Raw genomic sequence first — 19,147 nt, forward strand, 5'->3', positions numbered from 1 at the left:
GCTATATTTGTTTTCGATGGTTATATTCTGTCACACGTTGAGTTCATCTGTCAATAATAATCAGGTCCTGCCTAAAGATAGACGCCCCCCTTCGGCTGAGGGCTTGCCACCTCGCCTACATTAGTGGCTTTTACCACCAAGCTAACACCCCTGCCGGGCGCACTAAAAAAGGGCAGGGGTTCCCCTGCCCTTAACCGTTAGCGCCGTGCTACTGCTTTTCGACGGTAACCTGGCCCGTTTTGGTGTCCAGGTCGATCTTCACCTTGCCGCTCTTGATGTCCTCAGGCACCTGTTTGATCTTCTTTACTATATCGGCCGGTAATTTCTGTTCGAAATCGTAGAGGGGTGCCAGGAATACGGCTCCTTCTTTTACACCTACCATATAGACGTCAGGTTTGTAATTGCCGTCCATGACTGTTTTAGCCATAAAGGACATGGCCTTGCCGATATTTTGCACGCCGCTGGTGACGACATTATCTGGTGCCACCGCATGCTGATCCGAACTGCTGCCGATGGCGTAGACGTTTTTTTCCTTGGCCGCCTGGATGGCGCCCAAGCCGGCCTGGTTGGCATTACCCAGGACCACGTCGACGCCCTGATTAATCATGCTCATGGCAACTTCCTTCATTTTACCCACGTCACTAAAACTACCGATGTAGGTACTCAAAACCTCTACGTTCGGGTCGATATATTTAGCCCCCTGCTTAAAGCCTTCAATCCCCAGTTTAATCGGGGTGGTCTCTTCTCCGCCGATGGCGGCGACTTTTTTGCTCTTGCTCAGGATGGCCGCAGCAGCCCCTTCCAGGAAGCCCATCTCGGCGCTGTTGACGGAAAAGGAGGAGATGTTTTTATCACTGAAATAGCCGTTGGTAACGATAAAGATGGTTTTGGGAAATTCCGGGGCGACCTTCTTAGCGGTATCGACGAACTCAAAACCGTGGGCGAAGACGATGTTATAGCCCTGGGTGGCATACCCCCGCAGGACCTCTTCCTGGTCGGATTTGCTGACGTTTTCCGAGTAGGTCGTTTTGACTCCCAGTTCCTTTTCCACCGTCTTCAGCCCGTTGTAGCCGGCGGCGTTCCAGCCATTGTCATTGATAGGGCCGTTTAAAACCAAGGCCACTTTAAAATCTCCGGCCTTACTGTCAGCACCCGTCTGGGCACCCTGATTGGCCTGATTGGCATTGCTGCCTGACTGCTTGGCGCCGCCGCAGCCGCTGAAAACAAGGGCTGTTGCCAGCAGTAAAATCAGTAACCCTACCAGATATACGGTACGCGCTTTAATTTTCACTATTCAAGACCTCCTCACTTATTCTTGCGCCCAGCCGGCGTGGCGCCGACTTTCCACGCTTTAATTCCCTGCTCTTGAAACCAACGATAAACCCAGGCAGCCGCTTCTCCTTCCCGGCCATAGGGGCTGGGGATATTGCCGAGTTGCAGCAACAGGCTCAACAATTCCCGGCGATCCACCAACGGCATCCGATCACCCCTTCAAACCTGGCAGGAACTTCTCCAGGTCCACCTTCGGGTAGCGGACACGACGGTAGTCGTCTTTAAGGCCCAGGGCCAGGGTGGCGTCAATGGCGAACTTGGTATGGGTGCCGTCGGGGCCGGTGGTGGGGTCGTTCTCCATGCCCTGGGCGTAGGGGACGATAAAGATATCTCTCTTGGCGTCAACGCGGGTGGCGATGGCCCAGAGGATATCGCTCGGCTGGTAGATATCGACGTCAGTATCCACAACCACGGCCACCTTGATATTGACATGGGTCATTAAAGCCGCCAGGGCGATGTTCTTGGGCTCGCCCTCGTTCTTTTTGTCAATGGCGATTACCGCCATAAAACCGCCGCTGTATGGGGTCAGGTGCACATTCCGGACATTGGGCGAGGCGTGGGTAGTTAGATTGCGCAGCATGATTTCCCGGGGCAGGACATTCCCTAGATAGATATGCTCGAAGGAGCCCGGTACTATGGTCCGGAAAATAGGTTGATCCCGGTAGCTCAGGGCCGTGACCTCAAACACAGGGTTTTGATAGACCTCGCCGAAGTGGCCGGTGAATTCGGCCAGGGGGCCCTCCGTCTCCCGTGTGTGGGGCGGTACGAAACCCTCAATGACAATCTCCGCCCCGGCCGGGGCCAATAGATCCATTGTGTGACATTTACTTACCGGCAGGGGCCGACCGTTGATAGCTCCGGCCAGCATGGCTTCGTCCTCCTCAATCCGGAAACCGGCGGCGATTTCCACGGCCGGGTCGACGCCGATGGCCACGGCCACGGGTAAAGGCTCGTCCCTTTTCTCTAGTGCCTGGTAAAACCAGGCAATATGACGCCAGGCGTTCATCATGATGCCGAACTTCCGGGGGCCCTTGAGCTGCAGGCGGTTGTAGGAGTAATTCTGCCGGCCGGTAGCCGGGTCTTTGCTGATCATGATGCCGGCGGTTACATATGGCCCCGCATCGCCTTCATTATGCCAGGGGATGGGTAGCTGTTCTTCCAGGTTGATCGCCTCGCCCTGGAAGACATTCTGTCGCCAGGGCGGGTTTTCTACTACCACCGGGTCAATGAGGTTGGCCAGGGCCTGTTCCAGTTTCCGGCTGATTCCTGCTGGTTCAGTATCCAGGGCCAGGGCGATGCGCTCCATATTACCCAGCAGGCCGCCGACGACAGGGATGCCCGAAGGGTGGGTCAGGTTCCGGAATAAACCTACGGGCCGGTTTTGCTGCAGCATAGTGTTGATGATGCTGGCCAGTTCATAGTTAAGCTGGACTTCCCGGTCGATGGTGACCAGTTGGCCGGCAGATTGGAGTTTTTGCAGGTAGTCTCTAAACTCCATGATTATCCCCCCTAAAAATAGGCTTCTACTGTGCAAACTCGGGGCCGCTGGGATTAGTAACAGCCCTACGGAATCAGGCTTTAAGAGCCTCCCGCCCGGCATGTAATAGCAGGGCCAGTTCCGCCACCCGGCGGGCCAGGCCGCGGACGGTATCCATACCAATGTTGTCCTCCCCGGCCGCCTCAATTTTATCCTGGGACCAGATCTTGCCGCCGGCATATCCGCCGATCTCGCCTCCTACGACCACCAGGCCGCGGGTAAGCATATAGTTGATAATGGTGTTTACGGTAATTTCCTGGCCGCCGTTTCGAGTTCCGCCTACGGCAATAGCCCCGCCGACCTTGTTGCGCAGGGCGCCGGGAAAGACGTGGTGGATAGGCCGCAGGCGGCTGAAAAAGGCGGCCAGCTGCGGCGTCGGCCCCATTACGTATACCGGCGAGGCCACCAGGAAGGCATCGGCAGCGACAAAGATATCAAAAAGCGCCTGCATATCGTCCTGGACATTGCAGCGGGTCTGGTGACGCTTGCAGTAATTACACCCGGTACAGGGCTGGACCTTTTTCCCCCGCAGGGTTACCAGCTCGGTCGCGATTCCCGGCAGGGTTGCCGCTTCCTGCAGAGCCTCCTGGAGGACGTACTCCGTCGCCCCCTTGCGCGGGCTGCCGCACAGGCCCAATAGTTTGACTGCCAAAATATTCCCTCCTCTCTCCGTGCAGGTATTTGCTGTGATATAGTTACATAAAATAACGTTATTCTTTGTAACTAACTTACTTTATTATTCGCCATAAAACCGCTTTTTCCTTCCGGGCTATTAAATGCTATTAAATTAAATAAACCCGGCTTTTCACGGGTTTACCTCAAGTCATATGAAAAATGGCCAAAGGAAAAAAGCGGTTTAGTTGGTTCTGCTGCACAATTTCCGGAATAAAGGCACGGCTACGGCGGCCATGACCCGGTAACCGGCAACACTGGGATGAGCGTCGTCGGTAAAGTAGTCCCGCCGGCCCCAGCCGGTGGCCGGGTCCAGGAGCGGGGTATAAAAGTCCAGCAGTTTTAACCTTTGCGTACGAGCCAGTTCACGGCAGGCCTCACGATAATCTGCCAGCATGGCGGCCATCTTTTTTAAGAATGACGCCGGTATATCGGACCCGGTTAGGCAGAGAGGCGGCGGCAGGCAAATGATGGCCTCGATGCCAGCTTGCTGGGCTTTAGCCACCATCGCCCTGATATTATCTTCCACTTCCGCCACCGCATAACCCGCCCAGGCGTCATTGGTGCCACCCATGATGGTCACCGTCCGCGGCTTAAGTCTCACCACGTCCTCGTCGAAACGGGCCAGCATCTCCCCCGTCGTCTCGCCGCTGATACCACGGTTAAGTGCCTTGAGGCCGGTTTCCCGGGCCGCCAGCTTCAACCAGGATGCCTCCGGCCCGAAGGGGTACCCCCACGTCAGGCTGTCTCCCATACCGATGAGATCGATAGACGGCATTGAATCCTCCGCCAGTGTTCGCTCCTTGGCCAAGTTGATTAAATTATCTTTCTTGAATTCTAGTATAACCTGAAATAACAGATAAAACAAGATGGAACCTCTAATTAAGCCGTCTACAACGATCAAACACCCAGGTAAAAAACCTCCCGGTTACCCTTGTAAGACGGGAGGTTTTTCTGCCGGGTGCTACTTCCCTTAGAAGTTGCCACCCGTCCAGCCAGCAGAACCTTATTTATGGTAGTGGGGCCGCAAGGGCGGCAAAGGTGTCCCTTTAGTACTTCCCCCGGGGCGTATACTTGGTGTGCAGCAGGTGGTGGGACTTCTCACCCAGGGGCTGACCCAGAAACTCGCGGTAGAGGGCCTGGATGGACGGGTTCTCATGGGACTTGCGGATGGGCATCTCCTTATCGGCCTGGTAAATGCCCTTAATGCGTTCCTCCCGGATAGCGGTGTTGGTCGGGATGGGCTGGCCGCCGCCGCCGATGCAGCCGCCGGGGCAGCACATGATTTCAATAAAATGGTACTGCTCCCCGGCCTTGACCCGCTCTAAAAGTTGCCGGGCGTGACCCAAGCTGTGGGCCACCGCCACCCGGACTTGGGTACCCTTAATGTCTACCGTGGCTTCCTTGATGCCTTTAAGGCCGCGGACATCGTAGAAGTCCAGGGCCGGCAGGGTTTCGCCGGTAATGAGTTCATAAGCTGTCCGTAGGGCCGCCTCCATAACGCCGCCGGTGGCGCCGAAGATAACCGCCGCGCCGGTGGATTCGCCCAGGGGGTCGTCGTATTGTTCTTCCGGCAGGCTGCGGAAATCGATTCCCGTTTCCTTGATCATCCGCGCCAGCTCGCGGGTGGTGAGGACGTAATCCACATCCTGGTAGCCGCTGTCCCGCATCTCCGGCCGCTGGCACTCGAACTTCTTGGCCGTGCAGGGCATGATGGAGACGACGATCATCTTGGCCGGATCGATCCCAGCCTTCTGGGCGTAGTAGGTCTTGGCCACGGCGCCGAACATCTGCTGGGGCGACTTGCAGGTGGAGACGTTAGGGATAAACTCCGGGTAGAAATGCTCCATAAATTTCACCCAGCCCGGGCTGCAGGAGGTGATTAATGGTAAAACGCCGCCTTTAGTGAAGCGCTCGATAAACTCGGAGCCCTCCTCCATGATGGTCAGGTCGGCGGTAAAGTCGGTATCAAAGACCCGGTCAAAGCCCAGGCGCCGTAAAGCCGCCACCATCTGGCCGGTATTGACGCTCCCCGGGGGCAGGCCGAACTCCTGGCCGATGGAAACCCGGGTGGCCGGGGCCGTCTGGACGACGACGAACTTCTCCGGATCGGCCAGGGCGGCCCAGACGTCGTTGATATAATCTTTTTCGTACAGGGCTCCTACCGGACAGACCAGGGTGCACTGGCCGCACTCCACGCAGGCGATGTCCAGGAGCTTTTCCTGGAAAGCTGGGGCAATGACGGTGTCAAAACCCCGTCCCAGGGGGGCGATGGCCTTGACGCCCTGGACCTTCTCGCAAACAGAGACGCAGCGGCGGCAAAGGATGCACTTGTCAGGCTCGCGAATGATAGCCGGTGTGGAATCGTCTATAGGATACTCGCTCTTTTTACCCTCAAAGCGGACCTGCCGGATCCCCAGTTCCTGGGCCAGGGATTGCAGTTCGCAGTTCAGGTTGCGGATGCAGGTAGGGCACTCCATCTTGTGGTTGGAAAGGAGTAGTTCCACATTCAGGCGCCGGGCCATCCTGACCCTGGGGCTATTAGTCTTTACCATCATACCCTCGGCTACCGGGGTCACACAGGAGGCCATCAAATTCCTGGCCCCTTCCACTTCTACCACGCAGACGCGACAGGCGCCGATTTCATTGATTCCCTCCAGGTAACAAAGGGTGGGTATATGAATACCGGCCTCCTCGGCGGCCTTCAGGATAGTCGTACCGGCTTCTACCTCTACGGGTACGTTATCAATCGTCAGTTTTACGGTACTCAACTTCTTCGCCTCCTATCTTTCCCTATTCCCGCACGTCGCAGCGCAGGCAACGGGACGCTTCAGCTACGGCCTGTTCCTCATCATAGCCCACTTCCACCTCAACAAAGCCCTGGAGGCGATCGGCCAATTCCAGGCTTGCCGCTACCTCGCGGTTAGTTATTTCTTCAATGACCGGCGCTGTCCGCTGGCGTTTGATTGCCAATTCGGGTACGACTATACCGTCGCCGCCCAGGTACCGATCAATGGCCGCCGCTATCCGCTTGCCGGCGGCTATGGCACCGATGACGGTATCCGGCCCGGCCACACAGTCACCGCCGGCAAAGACCCCGTCCAGAGCTGTGGCCCCGGTCTTGGCATCGGCGACTACCGTTCCGGCAAGGCCTTTTTCCACCCCAACCGGGATACCATCAGGATCCACCGTTTGGCCGATGGCGGTAATGACCACATCCACCGCCAGGGTGAAATCGGCTCCCTCCATGGGCACCGGTCGCCGCCGTCCGCTGCGGTCAAATTCACCCATCTTCATCCGGGCGCATTGCATGGCCGTGACCCGGCCGTTTTCGCCCCGGATAGCCACCGGGTTGGCCTGGCAGGTGAGTTGCACGCCTTCCTTCTCCGCTTCCTGAATCTCCTCACGGATAGCCGGCATGTCGTCCTTCTGGCGGCGGTAGATAAGGTGGACTTCCTTCGCTCCCAGGCGCAGGGCTGAGCGGGCGGCGTCCATGGCCACGTTACCGCCGCCGACAACGGCCACCACTTTGTCTTTGACATCCAGAGCCTGGCCCAGATTGAGCCGGCGCAGGAAAGTGGTGCCGCCGTAAACACCTTCCAGTTCCTCCCCGGGAACGCCCAATTTTTGGTCCTTATGGGCGCCGATGGCCACAAAGACGGCTTCGTACCCTTGTGCCTTCAGGTCGTCGATGGTAAAATCGCGGCCCAGGGCTTTGCCTGTCTGCAGCTCGACCCCCAGCTCCATGATGGTATCAATCTCCGCCTGGAGGGTCTTCTTGGGCAGGCGGTACTCGGGGATACCTACGGCCATCATGCCGCCGGCCACCGGGAGGGCCTCGAAGACGGTCACGCTATATCCTTTACCGGCCAGATAGTAGGCCGCCGTCAGCCCCGCCGGACCGGCGCCGATAATAGCTACCTTTTTACCATTGGCCGGGGCGATGGCAGGCCGCGGCCGCTGGCCGTTCAGCTTCAGGGCGTAGTCAGCGGCGAAGCGTTTCAATTCGCGGATGGCCAGGGGCTGGTCCATTTTCGCCCGGTTGCACTTGCCCTCACAGGGGTGATTGCAGACCCTGCCGCAGACTACCGGGAAGGGATTCTCCCGTCGGATGACCTCATAGGCCTCGGCAAAGCGCCGTTGACGGATCAGGTCAATATAGATGGGCACATCCACGTTAGCCGGGCAGGCGTTCTGACACGGCGAGTTAAAAAGGGCGGCACAGACACCCGCCGGGCAGCGGTGATCGCGGATGTGGGCCAGGTACTCATCGCGAAAGTATTTAATGGTGCTCAACACCGGGTTGGGCGCCGTCTGGCCCAGGCCGCAGAGGGCCGTATCCTTAATCTGTTGGCCCAGCTCCACCAGCAGGTCCAGGTCTTCTTCCTTGCCCTGTCCCTTGGAGATCCGGTCCAGGATCTCCAGCATGCGGGTGGTACCGATACGGCAGGGGGTGCACTTACCGCAGGACTCATCTTTAACAAAATCCAAGAAAAACTTGGCCAGGTCCACCATGCAGGTGTCCTCGTCCATGATAATGAGACCGCCGGATCCCATAATAGTACCCAGGGCCGTCAGGGACTCATAGTCAATGGGGGTGTTCAAGTATTCTGCCGGGATGCAGCCGCCGGAAGGCCCGCCCGTCTGGGCGGCTTTGAACTTCTTGCCGCCGGGGATGCCACCGCCGATGTCGTAGATCACCTCGCCCAGGGAGGTGCCCATGGGGATCTCCACCAGGCCGTTGTTATTAATCTTGCCGGCCAGGGCAAAGACCTTGGTGCCCTTGCTCTTTTCCGTGCCGATGCCGGCGAACCATTCCCAGCCCTCACGGATCAGGGTGGGCACATTGGCCAGGGTCTCGACGTTATTGATGACCGTCGGCTTGCCCCAGAGGCCGGATACGGCCGGGAAAGGCGGCCGCGGCCGCGGTTCGCCCCGGCGGCCTTCAATAGAAGCCAGCAGGGCTGTCTCTTCGCCGCAGACAAAGGCGCCGGCGCCCAGGCGGATGTCGATATCGAAGTTGAAACCGGAGTTAAAGATGTTCTGGCCCAGGAGGCCCTTCTCCCGCGCCTGCTGGATGGCGATCTTCAGGCGGTTGACAGCAATGGGGTACTCAGCACGGACATAGATATAACCCTGGCTGGCGCCGATGGCGTAACCGCCGATGGCCAGGCCTTCCAGGACGGCGTGGGGGTCGCCCTCCAGGATGCTACGGTCCATGAAGGCCCCCGGGTCGCCCTCGTCGGCGTTACAGACGATATACTTCACCGGTCCCGGCGAGCGGTGGGCAAATTCCCACTTCAGGCCGGTGGGAAACCCACCGCCGCCCCGGCCGCGCAGGCCGGCTTTTTTCACGGTATCGATTACCTCCGCCGGCGTCATGGTCGTCAACACTTTACCCAGGGCCTGGTAACCATCCCGGGCGATATATTCGTCGATGGATTCCGGGTTAATCAGGCCGCAGTTGCGCAGGGCGATGCGTACCTGGTGCTTGAAGAAGGGGATGTCTTCGAAGGCTTTAACGGCCGCTTCCGTTTCCGGCTGCTTGTATAACAAACGCTCCAGCACCCGGCCCTTGACGAAGTGCTCTTCCACTAGTTCCGGGACATCCTCCGGGTGGACCTGGTTGTAAAAGACCCCTTCTGGGTAGACCATCATGTTGGGGCCGAAACGGCAGAAACCAAAGCAACCGGTATCCACTACCTGGATCTCTTTGTCCAGGCCGCGGGCCTTTAATTCGTGGATCAAGGCTTCTTTGGTAGCCGGGCTTTCCGAGGCCGTACAGCCGGTGCCGGCGCAGACCAAGACGTGGGCACGATAGAATTCCATTTACGCTTCCCCCCTGTTAACAACCCATTCACTGATCACGATGCCATTGACTACATGCTGGGCGACGATCTGCCGCGCCTTGCCGGCATCGACTTTACCGTAGGTTACCCGCGGTTTCCCCGCTAGGATAACGTCCACCAGGGGCTCCTGGGCGCATAGGCCCACGCAGCCGGTCTGGGTGACAGCAACATTGCTCAAGCGCCGCTTGCCCAGTTCATCCAGGATGGCGCTCATAACCTCCCGGGCGCCGGCGGCGATACCGCAGGTCCCCATGCCGACGATAATCTTAGCCTTCTGGCCGGCCTCCCGCAGGCGGATAGCCTCCAGTTCAGCCTCCTTGACCTTTTGCAGTTCTTCCAAGGATTTGATCACTTCTCGTCACCTCCGTACAATTCTGCCAAGCCTTTGTTAATATAACGTTGTACCCAATCCAGTACCGGCCCGCAGTTCAGGGGTATTTCCCCCAGGTGCAACTGCAGCCAGGCCGAGGAAAACTGAAACTCCCTGCCCCCCCGGCGGTGCTGGTAGACAATCTCCACTGGTTCCTCCCGGCTCAAGGCCGCAGCCACCGTCGCTCCCATGTCGCCCAGGGGCGGCAGGTCCGGGTGGCTGAGCCTCATGGTGGCCACCACCCTGGTCCCCTGGCCCGGTTGGGAGGTCAGGGACAGGGCGCCGTCGCACTGGGTGGCTGTAGCCTGAAAGAGGGAAAGTCCCAGGCCTACCTTCCTGGTGGTGCGGGTGGTGTAAAAGGGATCCATGGCCCTTTGCCGGGCCGCCGCCCCCATACCGCGGCCGTCGTCCTGGACGGTAATGGTCAACCGGTCCCCCTCGGCATCCTCGACGATGGTAATCAGGATGTGGCGGGCGCCGGCGGCCAGGGCGTTTTCCAGGAGATCAAGGAGATGCAGGGCTAGTTCTTCCATGATTACTTACTGGTACTGCTTGAGGACAGCAGCAGCCTTATCGGGTTTTAAAAGGCCGTGGGCGCGTTTGTTGACGGTCATTACCGGGCCCAGGCCGCAGGCTCCCAGGCAACGGACGACCTCCAGGGAGAACTTGCCGTCGTCGGTGCTGTCGCCGGCTTTAATTCCCAGTTCCTTCTCCAGGCGCTCCAGGATCTCCGGCGAGCCTTTGACATAGCAGGCCGTGCCCTTGCAGACGGATACCTGGTACTTGCCTTTGGGTTTGACGGTAAAGTGGTGGTAGAAGGAAATAACACTGTAAACCTCGGTCAAAGATACCCCCAGGCCGTCGGCGATGGCGATCTGCACCTGCCGGGGCAGGTAGCCGATGAGGTCCTGGGCCTGGTGGAGGACTTCGATGAGGGCCGAGGGCTGGCCGCGGTGGGCGGCGATGATCTGGTCGAGTTCCTCCCATTTGGCTTCGCATTGACAGGCTTCCATGGTAACAAAACCTCCTTCGAAAATAGTGCTCACTTCAGCGTGCTTCCGGGGGTGAGGCAGGTTCCCTTCGGGCGCTGGTTGCGCACTTATACTTGTATCGAACTCGGCCGGCTTCGGGCGCGGCCTTAACTCGCCCTTCGGGCTCGGACAGGCGGCCGCGCTCATCCTCAGCCGGCCTCGTTCTTCTGAACTAAGCGCAAATGCGCCCTCCGGGAACCTGCCTCACCCTTATCATCTGCAAATTAATTTTCATGCATCATGGTGCGCTTCACACGGGGTAACTCCTTCGAAAATGGGTTCTGGCAAAAAGTTCAACTCTGGTTCTATCAAAATACCGAATCAGATGCGCTATTTATCTGAAATTCTCCTTCCTCGCATCAACCACCACCCTGAAGTGCTGTTTTTGCAGGGCGCGGGTTAGGGAGGCAATATTTAGCGCCCCTAGATCATACTCGGTAATCCGCCGGCCGATGTCGCCCAAGTAATGGGCGTCGGAAGCGGCCACTAGGGACCTGCCGGCCAGGGCGGGAAACTTTTTCCGGGCGGCCTCCGGTCTGAACAAGCCCAGTTCCAATGCCGGCACCGGCAGTCCCGGCGGCATAACCCCCAGGTTGGCCAGGAGGCTGTATGATGGCCTATCCACGTGGGCCGGCAGGCAGAGCCCGCCCCGGCTGTTTACCTCCCGGACGACTTCCTCTACTGACATCCTGGTGCTGCCTAAAAGAAGCCGTTTTTCCCGGCCTATCTCCCACCCGGCGGCATCCATCAGGATTTGCGGCCCGAAATAGTCCTCCCGGTTCTCCCCGGCCGGAAGATGACGGTATACCTTCTCCTGCCAGGCCAGGGCCGCAGTAGCGGTAGCGAAAAGGCAAACCAGGTGCACGTCTTCCTGGGTCTGGACCTCCATACCGGCTAGGACCTCAAGGCTGGTACCCCGGGCCGCCTCCTGGACAGCGGCCACATTACCGGCACTATTATGGTCGGTCACGGCAATGAGCTGTAAGCCGGCTGCCAGGGCTGCGGCCACAATGGCCGGCGGGGTCATCTCTTCCCCGGCGCAGGGCGACAGGGCGGTGTGGATGTGGAGGTCAGCACGATAAACAGCCATGATATCACCGGTTAACTACTTTGAAACTCAAAGGTTCGATTATGAAACTGGCCTTGCCAGTTTCGACCCTGGATCTCGCTGCTCACTTCCCACCTCTCATCTCCCATATAACAGCTGGTAGAGCTGCCCGGCTACCTCAAAGGTGCGGGCAGATGTTGCCAGGAGCGGTAGCCCTTCAACCTCAGCCTTACGGCAGACCTCCGACGCTACTTCTCGCCCCCCGGTAAAAACCACCCCCGCAGCCTCCGCCAGGAGGGCCACAGCCACCACATTCATGTGGGTCTGGAGGGTCAACCATAAACATCCAGGTTTCCCGTTGGCCATGAAGTCGCTGATCAGGTCGGAGCAGTAACCGCTGCTCACCTCCCTATCCAGGGCTCCTGCCCCGGCCAGGACCTGCAGGTTCAGGCTGGTTGCTATTTCCCTGATTTTCACTGTTACTCCCCCCTTCCGGTTGGGCCATGGAAGGCGGCAATTTTCGCGCCAGTTCAACTACCTCTTCCGCCAGCACCCGCACCCGCTCCCGTAAGACAAAGACACAATCCGTATCCTGGGCCTCACCCCGGACAATATCCTCCGCCAGGGCGCGGCAGCTGGGGGAACCACAGGAACCGCAATCCAGGCCCGGCAGTAGGGCCTGGGTAGTTTCCAGGCGGCGCATCTTTTCCAGGGCCGTGACTAAGTCGGTGTCCAGTTGCAGTACCGCCCGGGGTTGAACCGGCGTCGTCGCCAGGTTGTTACCCGGCTCGGGTAGCTCCCCGGCACCTGCCGGCAGGCGCCGGGCCAATTGCCGCAGTTCCAGGCGGGCCAGGTAGGGGTTACGGACCATCAGCGCGCCGCCGACACAACCGCCGGGACAGGCCTGGGCTTCAATATACTCGATATCATTAAAGTCGCCGGCTTCAATGCGGGTAAAGACCTCGATGACGTGATGGATGCCATCGACCTCCAGCAAACGCCGGCCGCCGATGCTGGTATTCTCGCCCCCACTCTGCCCCCAACCGTAACCGGCGGCCCCGGCCCGGTAGGGATATGCCGGGGCTTTGGCTAAAACCTTAAGGATATCACCATAAATCGCCGCCAGGGGGATGACACCATCAGGTCCTGGTAAGCCCTCCTGCTGCTGGCGACCGGCGGTTATCTTGGCCGGGCAGGGGGAAATAAAGAAGGTGCCGATGGCCTCGGCCGGCAAGCCAGTAACTGCTCTCCCCTTTTCCCGGGCCAGCCGGGCCGCCACATCCATCGGCGTGGCCAGGGGCAACAACTGCTCCACCAGGGCAGGAAAACGCACCTGGATTAGGCCCACCACCGCCGGGCAGGCCGGGGAAATCAGTGGCCTTTTACCCTGGTAACCATCCAGGAAACTGCGGGTCGCCCGGGCCACCACCTCGGCCGCCATGGCTACCTCGTAAACTTCATCAAAGCCCAGGGCCAGCAGGGAGCCCAGAATCTGTTCCAGGCCGGCCCGGCCGGCAAACTGGGAAACAAAGGCCGGCGCCGGCAGGGCGATGCGATAGCGGTACCGATCGAGGGAGTCCAGACCGTCACCGACAGCGATCTTGGCGTGATTGGGGCAGATGCGGATACACTCGCCGCAATCGATACAGCGCTCCTGGATTATATGCGCCTTACCCTCCCGCACCCGGATGGCTTCGGTCGGGCAATGCTTGATGCAGTTGGTGCAACCCTTACACTTGTCCTCGTCCAGGCGTACGGAATGGAAGTACTCCATCACGCCACCGCCTTTTAGCGATTATAAATTACCATCTTGATAGTCGTTCCTGTACCCGGAGCGGATTCTATTGCCAATTCGTCGGTACAGCGGCGAATATTAGGCAACCCCATACCGGCGCCGAAGCCCATCTCCTGGATCTCCCGGGGGGCGGTGGAATAGCCTTCCTGCATGGCCAGGTCGATATCAGGGATGCCCGGCCCTTCATCCCGGGCGATAATAGTGATTACCTCCGGCGTAACCTGTGCTTTGAGTTCACCGCCCCGGGAGTGAATAACGATATTCATCTCCGCTTCATAAGCGGCAATGGCCACCCGCCGGATGATGCCCGGCGGAAAACCAACCTGCTGCAGGACCAGGCGGATGCGGGCCGCCCCATCCCCGCCGGCCAGGAAATCCCGGGCGCGGACAGGAATAGCCAGCTCCAGGGCTGGTTGGGGTTCCTTCATTTCAAGTCGCCGGCCTGGAAATTAAGGTCATTGTTTCCTACCCCACTCGCCCCTGGCTTTTCTTCCTCCAGTAGTTCACCGGAACACCCCTTTAACCCGGCCCGAAAGAGGCGGCCGCAGCTGTCGTACATTAATAACCTGGTCCCCAGTAAGGGCAGGCCTGCTCCGGCGGCGACGTTAATTAAGCCGACGTCCGGTCGCTTGCCCCGGACAAAGACCACAGCCCCCGCGTCGACCATGGCCGCCGTGTTGATGACGTGGTGATTGGTCAGGCCGGTTAGCAGAAGAATGCGACCCCGGGCAAAGGCCAGGACATCGCTCATCAGGTCAGAACCAAAGCCGGCTTCAATTTCCAGATCCAGTTGGTCCGCGCCGGTAAAAACCTCGGCCCCCAGGATGGCCTGAATCTCCCTGAGCTTCATCCAACCGGCACCTCCAGTGGTGAATTAGTTCACAATTTAAGGTAAAATATATGCTCCCCTCTGTGACTGCTGTCTTGGTGGCGGTGCCCGGAACATAAACACAATGCTGGCCGGCTAATTTAGCGAACTCTGCCCCAGTGATAGCGTGGTTATTCACTTTAATAGTAGGAAGCATTTGTGATTGTTAGCATAGGATGTTTATTCGCCATGGAACTTGATTCTCCTGCTGGCTCTCGTAAAATTCTTATAAGCCGTTCAATATATTGAATAGCACCATCTATATTTTTGGTTTCAATGGTTTTGAACAGCTGCCTGCGTTTCTTAGAAAAGGTCGCCAGGGCGCTGGACGCCAAGATCGAAATTAAGCTCAAATAACTTAAAAGCAGCAGGCACGGATTAGCGCCTGTTGCTTTTCGTTTGGTCCTAACCATTACTTTCTCGTCAATTATTCCCCGCCTACCAGGCGGTAGCCGACGCCCGGCTCGGTGATGATGTAGCGGGGCCGGGTGGGGTCGGGCTCGAGCTTGCGCCGCAGCTGGCCGATGTAGACGCGCAGGTAATGGGTATCCTCCTGGTACTCCGGACCCCAGATGGTCCGGAGAAGCTGGCGGTGGGTCAGCACCCGCCCGGCATTAACGGCCAGGTGCTTCAGGATCTCGTACTCCGTGGGCGTAAGCTTTACTTCCCGGCCCGCCACCGTTACCAGGCGGCGTGGCAGATCCACCGTCAAGCCGCCCAGGTGAAGGGCGGGCTCGTCCTCCCTTTGGGCCGTGTGGCGCAGGGCTACCCGCATCCGGGCCAGGAGTTCCCCCATGCTGAAAGGTTTGGTAACGTAGTCATCGGCGCCGGCATCGAGGGCGGCGATTTTATCCTGCTCGTGCTCGCGCACTGTCAGGATGATGACCGGTACTTGCGACCACTCCCGTAGGCGTTTGATAACCTCCAGGCCGTCTAGATCCGGCAAACCCAGGTCCAGGATGACCAGGTCCGGGTGCAGGAAGGCGGCCTGCTGCAACCCCTCCTCCCCGCTGGTGGCCTCGGCCAGGTCGTAGCCGTGGGCCGCCAGGGCCACCTTGAGCAGGCGGCGGATGGGGGGCTCATCGTCGATAATGAGGACGCGGGCGCCCTTAGCTGTCACCTTCCTCACCTTCCCTGACCGAAGGAATCTGCTCCGGGGGCTGCTCATTCAGCGGCAAAGAAAAAGCGAAGACGCTGCCGCCCCCGGGACGAGGTTCGGCCCAGATTCTCCCCCCGTGGGCTTCAATGATTCCTTTGCAAATGGAGAGGCCCAGGCCGGTGCCGCTGACGTGACGGGGCGAATGGAGGCGATAAAACTTATCAAAGACCCGCTCGCGATCTTCCGCGGGGATACCGGCGCCCCGGTCGGCGACGGCCACCTGAAGCTCCTTATCCTCCCCCCGGACGGTAATATCAATAGGGCTCCCCTGGGGAGAGTACTTAAGGGCATTCTCCAATAAATTAATCAGAACCTGCTCCAGGAGGGTAAAATCCGCTCTGACCAGGGGTAGGCTGGGAGGAACAGCCACCTGTAAGGGGCGACCCTGCAGGAGTTCCTGCAGTTGACCCAGGACCACGCCAATAATATCTTCCACGTCACACCATTCCCGGTTTAACTGCATCATGCCGCTTTCCAGGCGAGCCATATCCAGCAGGTTGCCGACCATCCGGTTCAGGCGCCGCGCCCCCTCCTTAATGGTTTGCAACAGGGCCTGCCGGGCCTCAGGCTGGTAGACCCCCTCTCCTTCCAGGAGGCCGGTAACGGCGGCCGTGATGGAGGCCAGGGGTGTACGCAGGTCGTGGGAAATGGAATTAAAGAGGGCTGTCCGCAGTTTTTCCGATTCCGCCAGGCAGCGGGCCCGCTGGGCCTCGGCTGCCAGCTGCAGGCGCAAGATGGCCAGGGCGGCCAAGTTGGCGAAGGCCTCCAGCAGCCGGCGCTGCTCCGGCGCCAGGTGGCGCTCGGGGTGTTTCAGTTTTACGCCCAGGACCCCCAGGTTATTTTCTTCCGCCTTTAAAGGCAGGTACAGCCCCTCCGCCCCGGCCAGGGTGTCAGTCCCCCTGCCGGCCAGTTGCCCGTGGGTAAAAACCCATTTGGCCACGGCTCTTTCGTTGTCGTCCAGCCACTCTTCGGGCCGGGAAGGAGCCGCTGCCCGGGCCATCAGCCCCCCGTCGGCGCCGGGCATGAAGACCACAGCTTCACCCTCGATGGTCTCAGCGACTGTTCGGACTACTGTCTTTAATAGATCCTCCAGGCCAGTCGCCACCGCCATTTTGCGGCTGAGGGCATAAAGGGCGGCTGTCCGTGTTTCCCGGTAGCGAGCGTTCTCGGCCTGGGCCTTCAGCCGGGTGGCCAGGGTCCCGGTGATTATAGCCACCCCCAGGAAGACGACAAAGCTGAGGAGATAGCGGAGATCAGTCACTGTGAAGCTAAAAACCGGCGGTACAAAGAAAAAGTCGAAGGCCAGCATCCCCAGAATGGCCGCCATGATAGAGGGGCCGCGGCCCCAGCGGGCGGCGCCGAAGAGAACCGGTAACAGAAAGAGAAGGGCAATGTTGATTAAATCGAAGACCGGCTGCAGCATTTTACCCAGGACCGTCACCAGCAGGACGGCGATCACCGCCCCGGCGTAGGGCCAGGAGGGAGGCCCCGGGCGGCGAAGCCCGGCGGCCTCGCTACGCTGCTCTGCTCTAGGCCCGGCTTTGCTGGGGATGAGGTGAACGCCGATCCCCTGGCTGCCGCGAATAACTTTATCTACCAGGGAGCCCCGCCACATCTCCTGCCAGCGGGGATGTAACGGCTTACCGATAACGATCTGGGTAACGTTCTTCCGGTGGGCCAGGTCTAAAAGTTCGGCAGCGGCATCATCACCCGTCAGGGTGACCACTTCCGCCCCCAGCTCTTCGGCCAGGCGCAGGTTGCGCGCCAGCTGGTCCCGCCGGTTGTCATCGGCTGGCGGGCAGCCCGGCGTCTCCACGTAGACGGCCAGCCATTCCGCCCGGAGGCCAGCAGCGATGCGCCTGGCGGCGCGAATTACCTGGGCGGAGAAAGGGCTGGGGCTTACGCAGGCCACGACCCGCTCCCCGGCCGGCCAGGGACCGGGGATGCCGTGGACGCGCATGTAGCGGTCCAGCTGCCCCTCCACCCGCTGGGCCGTATGGCGCAGGGCCAGTTCCCGCAGGGCGTTAATATTACCCGGCCGGAAAAACTTCTGCATGGCCTTTTCCGCCTGGTGCGGCACATAGACCTTGCCCTCCCGCAGGCGCTCGATTAACTCCTCCGGCGGGATGTCAATGAGTTGGACCTGGTCGGCCTCCTCCAGGAGCCGATCGGGAACGGTCTCCTGCACCCGGACGCCGGTGATCTGGGCAACGATATCGTTTAAGCTCTCCAGGTGCTGGATGTTCAGGGTGGTGTAGACGTTGATGCCCGCGGCCAGGAGTTCCTCCACATCCTGGTAGCGGCGGACATGGCGCGAACCGGGGATGTTGCTATGGGCGAGTTCATCTACCAGTGCCAGCTGCGGCCGGCGCTGCAGGATGGCATCCAAGTCCATCTCCCGAAAAACCTTACCGCGGTAAACCATCTCCCGAGGCGGGATAACCGGCAGACCTTTCACCAGGGCTTCGGTTTCCTGCCGGCCATGGGTTTCCACCCAGCCGATGACCACATCGACGCCGTCGGCCCGGCGCTCGTGGGCGGCTTCCAGCATGGCGTAGGTCTTGCCTACGCCGGCGGCCGCCCCCAAGAAGACGGTCAACCGGCCCCGGTTCCCGGCTTTAACCTCGGCCAGTAAATCATCGGGATCGGGCCGCCGGGGTTCGTTCTCCTTCTCCATATTCTCACCTCCCCTGAAACACTCTGCTGCCAAAAATAATTACAAGCCGGTTACTTGGGGCTGGAGGATACAGGCGTAAGGCGACTTGGTTCGAGGCGTAAGCAAACTCAGGGAAGCCTTGAGCCGAGGCGGCGTTGAACGGGAGGGGAGCTTGGTGACAAGGTATTAGCCCCCACGAGAGACTCCCCCAAAAACGGGGTTCTAGCTACCGCGCCATCTTATCCAATTCCAGGTTTAATTGTAACACATTCACCCGCGGTTCTCCCAGGAGGCCGAACTGCCGGCCGGTAATATTTTGGGTAACCAGGGCACGAACCTGTTCTTCAGGTAGGTTCCGGGCCCGGGCCACCCGGGGGACTTGCAGGTAGGCCGCTACCGGGCTGATGTCCGGATCCAGGCCGCTGGCCGAGGCGGTCACCAAGTCGGCCGGCACCGGCGCCCCGGCCGGCAGGCCGTTTTCCGCCCGTACTGCCTCCAGGCGCCGGGCCACAGCGGCCACCAACTTGGCGTTGGTAGGACCCAGGTTGGAACCGGAGGAAGCAGCGGCGTCGTAACCGTCCGGGCCGGCCGCCGAGGGCCGGCCGTGGAAATAGCCTGGCCCGGTAAAGTGCTGGCCGATGAGGCTGGAGCCTACCGGCCGGCCGTCCCGGTAGGCCAGGGAGCCATTGGCCTGGCGGGGAAAGAGCGCCCGGGCCAGACCGGTAGTCGCCAGGGGGTAGATAATCCCCGTCAGAATCGTCATTACCACCAGCATTAAAACTGCCGTCAAGATTTTCCTGGCCATAACACCTTCCTGCCCTTCGTCAAAA

At 59.7% G+C, this 19,147-nt stretch carries 18 protein-coding genes; all 18 read right to left on the bottom strand.

The window, feature by feature from the left end; translation table 11 throughout:
- Positions 1 to 208: 208 nt before the first annotated feature.
- Complete coding sequence (locus SDD30_RS02260; RefSeq protein WP_434073305.1) at positions 209 to 1,291, bottom strand: BMP family protein; 1,083 nt, start codon at positions 1,289 to 1,291, stop codon at positions 209 to 211.
- 14 nt (positions 1,292 to 1,305) lie between these two features.
- Positions 1,306 to 1,479 (bottom strand): hypothetical protein, encoded by a 174-nt coding sequence (locus SDD30_RS02265; protein ID WP_434073306.1) that lies wholly within the window; start codon positions 1,477 to 1,479, stop codon positions 1,306 to 1,308.
- Between the two features lie 4 nt (positions 1,480 to 1,483).
- Positions 1,484 to 2,830: a UbiD family decarboxylase gene (locus tag SDD30_RS02270; protein ID WP_434073307.1), complete on the bottom strand. Its 1,347-nt coding sequence runs from the start codon at positions 2,828 to 2,830 to the stop codon at positions 1,484 to 1,486.
- A 73-nt stretch (positions 2,831 to 2,903) separates the two neighbouring features.
- Positions 2,904 to 3,521 carry a flavodoxin family protein gene (locus tag SDD30_RS02275; protein WP_434073308.1) on the bottom strand — a complete coding sequence of 206 codons (618 nt, stop codon included), beginning with the start codon at positions 3,519 to 3,521 and terminating at the stop codon, positions 2,904 to 2,906.
- 204 nt (positions 3,522 to 3,725) lie between these two features.
- A complete protein-coding gene (locus SDD30_RS02280; protein ID WP_434073309.1) occupies positions 3,726 to 4,319 on the bottom strand; it encodes an SGNH/GDSL hydrolase family protein in 594 nt (197 codons plus the stop codon).
- 271 nt (positions 4,320 to 4,590) lie between these two features.
- Positions 4,591 to 6,312 (bottom strand): NADH-dependent [FeFe] hydrogenase, group A6, encoded by a 1,722-nt coding sequence (locus SDD30_RS02285; protein WP_434073310.1) that lies wholly within the window; start codon positions 6,310 to 6,312, stop codon positions 4,591 to 4,593.
- Between the two features lie 22 nt (positions 6,313 to 6,334).
- Positions 6,335 to 9,370 (bottom strand): NADH-quinone oxidoreductase subunit NuoF, encoded by a 3,036-nt coding sequence (gene nuoF, locus SDD30_RS02290; protein ID WP_434073311.1) that lies wholly within the window; start codon positions 9,368 to 9,370, stop codon positions 6,335 to 6,337.
- The gene (locus SDD30_RS02295) at positions 9,371 to 9,739 is read right to left on the bottom strand and encodes a (2Fe-2S) ferredoxin domain-containing protein (protein ID WP_434073338.1); all 369 of its coding nucleotides are present in this window, start codon (positions 9,737 to 9,739) and stop codon (positions 9,371 to 9,373) included. It lies immediately after the preceding gene.
- Entirely contained in the window at positions 9,739 to 10,293 is a 555-nt protein-coding gene (locus SDD30_RS02300) for an ATP-binding protein (protein WP_434073312.1), read from the bottom strand. The genes SDD30_RS02295 and SDD30_RS02300 overlap by 1 nt, the downstream gene beginning before the upstream one ends.
- 6 nt (positions 10,294 to 10,299) lie before the next feature.
- Positions 10,300 to 10,773 (bottom strand): NADH-quinone oxidoreductase subunit NuoE family protein, encoded by a 474-nt coding sequence (locus SDD30_RS02305; RefSeq protein WP_434073313.1) that lies wholly within the window; start codon positions 10,771 to 10,773, stop codon positions 10,300 to 10,302.
- A 352-nt stretch (positions 10,774 to 11,125) separates the two neighbouring features.
- Positions 11,126 to 11,881 (bottom strand): PHP domain-containing protein, encoded by a 756-nt coding sequence (locus tag SDD30_RS02310; RefSeq protein WP_434073314.1) that lies wholly within the window; start codon positions 11,879 to 11,881, stop codon positions 11,126 to 11,128.
- Between the two features lie 96 nt (positions 11,882 to 11,977).
- Positions 11,978 to 12,316, bottom strand: coding sequence for a DRTGG domain-containing protein (locus SDD30_RS02315; RefSeq protein ID WP_434073315.1), 339 nt, complete (start codon positions 12,314 to 12,316; stop codon positions 11,978 to 11,980).
- The gene (locus tag SDD30_RS02320) at positions 12,249 to 13,613 is read right to left on the bottom strand and encodes a [Fe-Fe] hydrogenase large subunit C-terminal domain-containing protein (RefSeq protein ID WP_434073316.1); all 1,365 of its coding nucleotides are present in this window, start codon (positions 13,611 to 13,613) and stop codon (positions 12,249 to 12,251) included. Before SDD30_RS02320 ends, SDD30_RS02315 begins: the two co-directional genes overlap by 68 nt.
- 14 nt (positions 13,614 to 13,627) lie before the next feature.
- On the bottom strand, positions 13,628 to 14,062 hold the full coding sequence (locus SDD30_RS02325) for an ATP-binding protein (protein WP_434073317.1): 435 nt from the start codon (positions 14,060 to 14,062) through the stop codon (positions 13,628 to 13,630).
- Complete coding sequence (locus SDD30_RS02330) at positions 14,059 to 14,484, bottom strand: hypothetical protein (protein ID WP_434073318.1); 426 nt, start codon at positions 14,482 to 14,484, stop codon at positions 14,059 to 14,061. Before SDD30_RS02330 ends, SDD30_RS02325 begins: the two co-directional genes overlap by 4 nt.
- A gap of 445 nt (positions 14,485 to 14,929) precedes the next feature.
- Entirely contained in the window at positions 14,930 to 15,622 is a 693-nt protein-coding gene (locus SDD30_RS02335; protein ID WP_434073319.1) for a response regulator, read from the bottom strand.
- Positions 15,612 to 18,338, bottom strand: coding sequence for a DUF4118 domain-containing protein (locus tag SDD30_RS02340; RefSeq protein WP_434073320.1), 2,727 nt, complete (start codon positions 18,336 to 18,338; stop codon positions 15,612 to 15,614). Before SDD30_RS02340 ends, SDD30_RS02335 begins: the two co-directional genes overlap by 11 nt.
- Before the next feature lie 205 nt (positions 18,339 to 18,543).
- The gene (gene kdpC / locus SDD30_RS02345; protein WP_434073321.1) at positions 18,544 to 19,122 is read right to left on the bottom strand and encodes a potassium-transporting ATPase subunit KdpC; all 579 of its coding nucleotides are present in this window, start codon (positions 19,120 to 19,122) and stop codon (positions 18,544 to 18,546) included.
- Positions 19,123 to 19,147: the final 25 nt, after the last annotated feature.

This window comes from Moorella naiadis (nom. illeg.), assembly GCF_051020825.1.
GTDB classification, from domain to species: Bacteria; Bacillota; DSM-521; order Neomoorellales; family Neomoorellaceae; genus Neomoorella; species Neomoorella naiadis.